This is a genomic window from Salinisphaera sp. (assembly GCF_035690525.1).
In the GTDB taxonomy this organism is placed as follows: domain Bacteria; phylum Pseudomonadota; class Gammaproteobacteria; order Nevskiales; family Salinisphaeraceae; genus Salinisphaera.
On record NZ_DASSKM010000152.1, the window covers coordinates 1 to 3,823 of the forward strand.

A 3,823-nucleotide genomic window follows, 5' to 3' on the forward strand; every position below is an offset into this window, starting at 1 on the left:
TTCAGGCAGAATAGGATCGCAGTGCATACCACGATACGACTCGGCCAGGCGCGTTGGAGGCGAAGGGCGTTATGCGGATATTGCGAATCGGCCGGTGCGGGCGCGGCGCCCCATACCTGCGGTGGTTGAGCCTGCTGGTGCTGGTTGCCGTCTTCGCGGCCTGGGCAGGCAGCGCCTTCGCGGCCGGCGATCACCCCGTCGTCGGCCTGCGGCTGGCGCATCTCGATGCGGACTGCGGCGGCAGCGCGCCGGTCACGTTCGGCCAGCCGTTTCGCGATGGCGACGTGCCGGCCGGTGCCCGAATCGTGGTCCGCGACGGCGAACACGTGCTGCCCACGCAAACCGATGTGAAGGCACGCAACCCCGACGGCTCGGTGCGCCACGCCGTGATTACGGTGGCGGCGCCTTGCGGTATCGATAGCGAAGACAATCTTGTGATCGCCGCATCATCGTCGGGCGCGTCATCGCCGGCGCTCGATTTGAACGATGTGTTGGAGTCCGGCTTCGACAGCCGCGCGACGTTTAATATCGACGGCGAGCGCTGGCATTTGAGTGCGCGCGATCTGTTGGCGCGCATCGCCCATGCCGGCGGCTGCGGCCAGGTATCGGAACTGTATTGCCGCCACTGGCTGGACGGCCCACTGGCCGGCGAATGGGTGGTCGGTGCGCCGCCGGTCGATGCGAGCGGCAAACCGCATCCCGATCTCATGGTGTTCTTCGCGGTACGCGCTTACGGCCCAGCGCCGGTCGATACCGTGCGCGTGGACACCGTGGTCGAGAACGATTGGGCCTACGCGCCGGACCCGCACAATCTGAAATATTCGGCCATTGTATCCGTGCCGGGACAGCCGCCTTATCGGGTCCAGTCGCTGACCCATTATCGACAGGCGCGCTGGCATCATGTGTCGTGGTGGGGCCAGTACGCGTCGCAGCCCTGGTTCGCGGCGCTCAACGGCCGTTATCTGCAGGCCACGCCCGCGGTGCCCAGCTACCAGGACATCGAGCTGTCGGGCGAAATGCTTTCGCAAGTGCGTCAAGCCTGTGCGCCCATGGATCACTGCGATGTCACGCCGCGCATGGAGGCGACCGGCGCCCAGCCGCAGATCGGCCCGCTACCGCAGTGGAGCAGCGCCTATATCGTCAATCCGCACGATTATCGCGCCTATCGCTGGATGTTGGCGAACAGCGATGCGCTGGGCGCCTATAGCGTCCATTATCGGTCGAAAAACACGTATCAGGCATTGTCGGTGGCGCGCCATCCCTGCGCGACGCTGATCTGGCCGGCGGAAACGTCGCACTGTAAAGTGGCGCCGCACGCCGACGATCGGTTGCCGCACTGCGAGCACGACTGTCATCTGCCGCTCCAGGCCGAGCCAGCGCATCACGGTGCGCCGGCCTATGTGGCCTATCTGGTGACCGGTGACTGGTATTACGAGCAGGAGCTGAATTTCTGGGCCGACTGGGTCGTTTTCTATCAGAACCAGGCGTACCGCGGCTATCGAAAAGGACTGGTCCACGACGAGCAGGTGCGCGGCCAGGCATGGAGTCTGCGAACGCTCGGCGATGCCGCCTGGCTGCTGCCCGACGAGGCGCCGCTCAAGACGTTCTTCAACCAGGCTGTGGCTCATAATATCGCTTGGTACAACGCGCGTTATGCCGATAATCCGCAGGCCAATCCGCTCGGATTTCTCACCAATGGATACGCGGTGATCTACCCCGCATCCGGCTCGCACAGCGATACCGGCGTCTCGACTTGGCAGTTATCTTTCTTCACCTGGGCGGCCGGCAATCTTGCGGACATGGGTTTCGACGGCGCGGACCGGATGCGCGATTATTTCAGCCGTTTTCAGCTCGGATTGCTGACCTCGCCGGGTTTTTGCCCCGAGCTGGCGAGCGCGTACTATCTGCGCGTGCGCGAGACGCCGAATAGCCCGTATTTCACCACTTTTTCCCAGGTCTACGACACGACTTTCCCGCATTTGGCGAATATTGGATGCTCGCCCGAGCGCCTGAAGCGAGCATTGCCTCACAAAACGCGCTACGACGATTACGATTATCCGGCGGGCACCATGGTGGGTTATCCGGATTCGGATACTGGCTTCGTGGCGAACTTCCAGATCGGTCTCGCTTCCGCCGTGGATACGGCCGGCCGAGAAGGCCGCCACGCCTGGTCTTGGTTCATGGCGCGTCCGGTGCGGCCGGACTACCGGCATGCGCCCCAGTTCGGCGTGGTGCCGTCGAGCTGGCATCCGTGACGCCCGGGTGCTTGAAGACTGCGCCGGTGCCCGGGGACGCCGCGCCGTGGCGCCGATCGTCGAACTGATCCGGGATGCGTTTCGGATGGCGCAGGAACGCGCCCAACGGAGGGGGTGGCAAGCCACAGCCGGCCAGCATTCGGGTCGCGTTGATGCTCTCGGGCGCGCAGCAGTACACGAATTTGCTGGTCACGTTTCCGACCATCATGATCCTGAGCCGGCTCCTTACGCCGGCCCAGGTCGGGGTTTATTCAGTGGCGGTGGCATTCGTCAATCTGGTGCATATGCTGCGGGATTTCGGCACCACCGAATATCTGGTGCAAGTGAAAACGCTCGATCGCGACACCACGCGTTCGGCCTTTACCGTCACCTTGCTCATCGCCTGGAGCTTGGCGGGCGTTATCTTTCTCGCCAGCCCGCTGATCGCGGATTTCTTTCGGGAGCCGGGGCTCGGCAGCGTGCTGCGGATTTTGGCGATCACCTATCTGATGCTGCCGATCGGCTCCACCACCAGCGCGTTGTTGGCTCGCGATATGCAGTTCGGTATCCGCTACAAGATCAACACCACCGCGCTCTTCGTCCAGAATGGGTTGACCATCGGCCTGGCTTGGTACGGCTGGGGCTACTACAGCCCGGCCTGGGGCGCGGTGGCCGGCATGGCGACCACCGTGAGCGGTTGTCTTTATTGGGGAAGGCACCATCGCGTGCGGGGCGTCGGTCTAAAGCAATGGCGGGAAGTCACCCGGTTTGGAGTTAAGAACACCGTCGGCACGATCATGAATCAGCTGGGCGAGGGCGCGCCGGATTTCGTGATCGGCCGGCTGCTCGGATTCTCCCAGGTGGGCATGTTCAGCCGCGGCTATGGTTTGGTACGGATGTTCAACGACAATATCAGCGGCGCCATCGGGGCCGTATCCTATTCCGCTTTTTCGCAGCGACACCGCGACGGCGAGAGCGCCGGGGCGCTGTTTCTGCGCTCGATCACCTACATCACCGGCGTCGGCTGGCCGTTTCTCGGCTTTGCGTCGTTGATGGCGTTTCCGATTATCCGAATCTTCTTCGGCGACCAATGGGATACAGCCGTGCCGATCCTGCGTTTTCTGGCGTTGGCGTCGGCCCTGGCGCTGTTGGTGCTGCAATATCAAAATTTTTTGACCGCGATCGGCCGCGTGGGGTTGGCGGCGCTGTGGATGACCGCCTGGCAGGTCATCACCATCGGCGCGTTGATAGGCGGGGCATTCGTCGGCGTGGTGGCGGTGGCGGCGGCGTTGGTACCGGCCACGGCGATCGCGGTCGCGGGGGTGTCCATCGGGTTGGTGGTATGTACGGATATCACGATTCGCGACTATCTACGCGCGCTCGCGCCGAGCGCTGTTTTGGCGGCGTTTGCATTAACGCCGGCCGCGCTGCTACGAATTTTTCTGGTGCCGACGCCGGATAATCTGTGGGGCCCGCTGGTCGGCGCCGGTGCGTTGCTGGTCATCGGCGGCCTGGCCGGCGCTTGGCTGGCCGATCATCCGCTCTGGCGGGAGGCCCGGGCTTTGCTGGAAAAGCGCCGTAATTTCCGC

2 protein-coding genes are annotated in these 3,823 nt (G+C 63.6%); both read left to right on the plus strand.

Annotated features, from left to right (window positions below; genetic code table 11):
• Window positions 1–71: 71 nt before the first annotated feature.
• On the plus strand, window positions 72–2,255 hold the full coding sequence (locus tag VFJ08_RS11620) for a hypothetical protein (RefSeq protein ID WP_324997376.1): 2,184 nt from the start codon (window positions 72–74) through the stop codon (window positions 2,253–2,255).
• Between the two features lie 74 nt (window positions 2,256–2,329).
• On the plus strand, window positions 2,330–3,823 hold a 1,494-nt coding region (locus tag VFJ08_RS11625), incomplete at its 3' end, for a lipopolysaccharide biosynthesis protein (RefSeq protein WP_324997377.1).

Excerpts from the sequence above, each read along its gene's own strand:
- VFJ08_RS11620 (WP_324997376.1), top strand. The coding sequence starts at position 72 with ATGCGGATATTGCGAATCGGCCGGTGCGGGCGCGGCGCCCCATACCTG.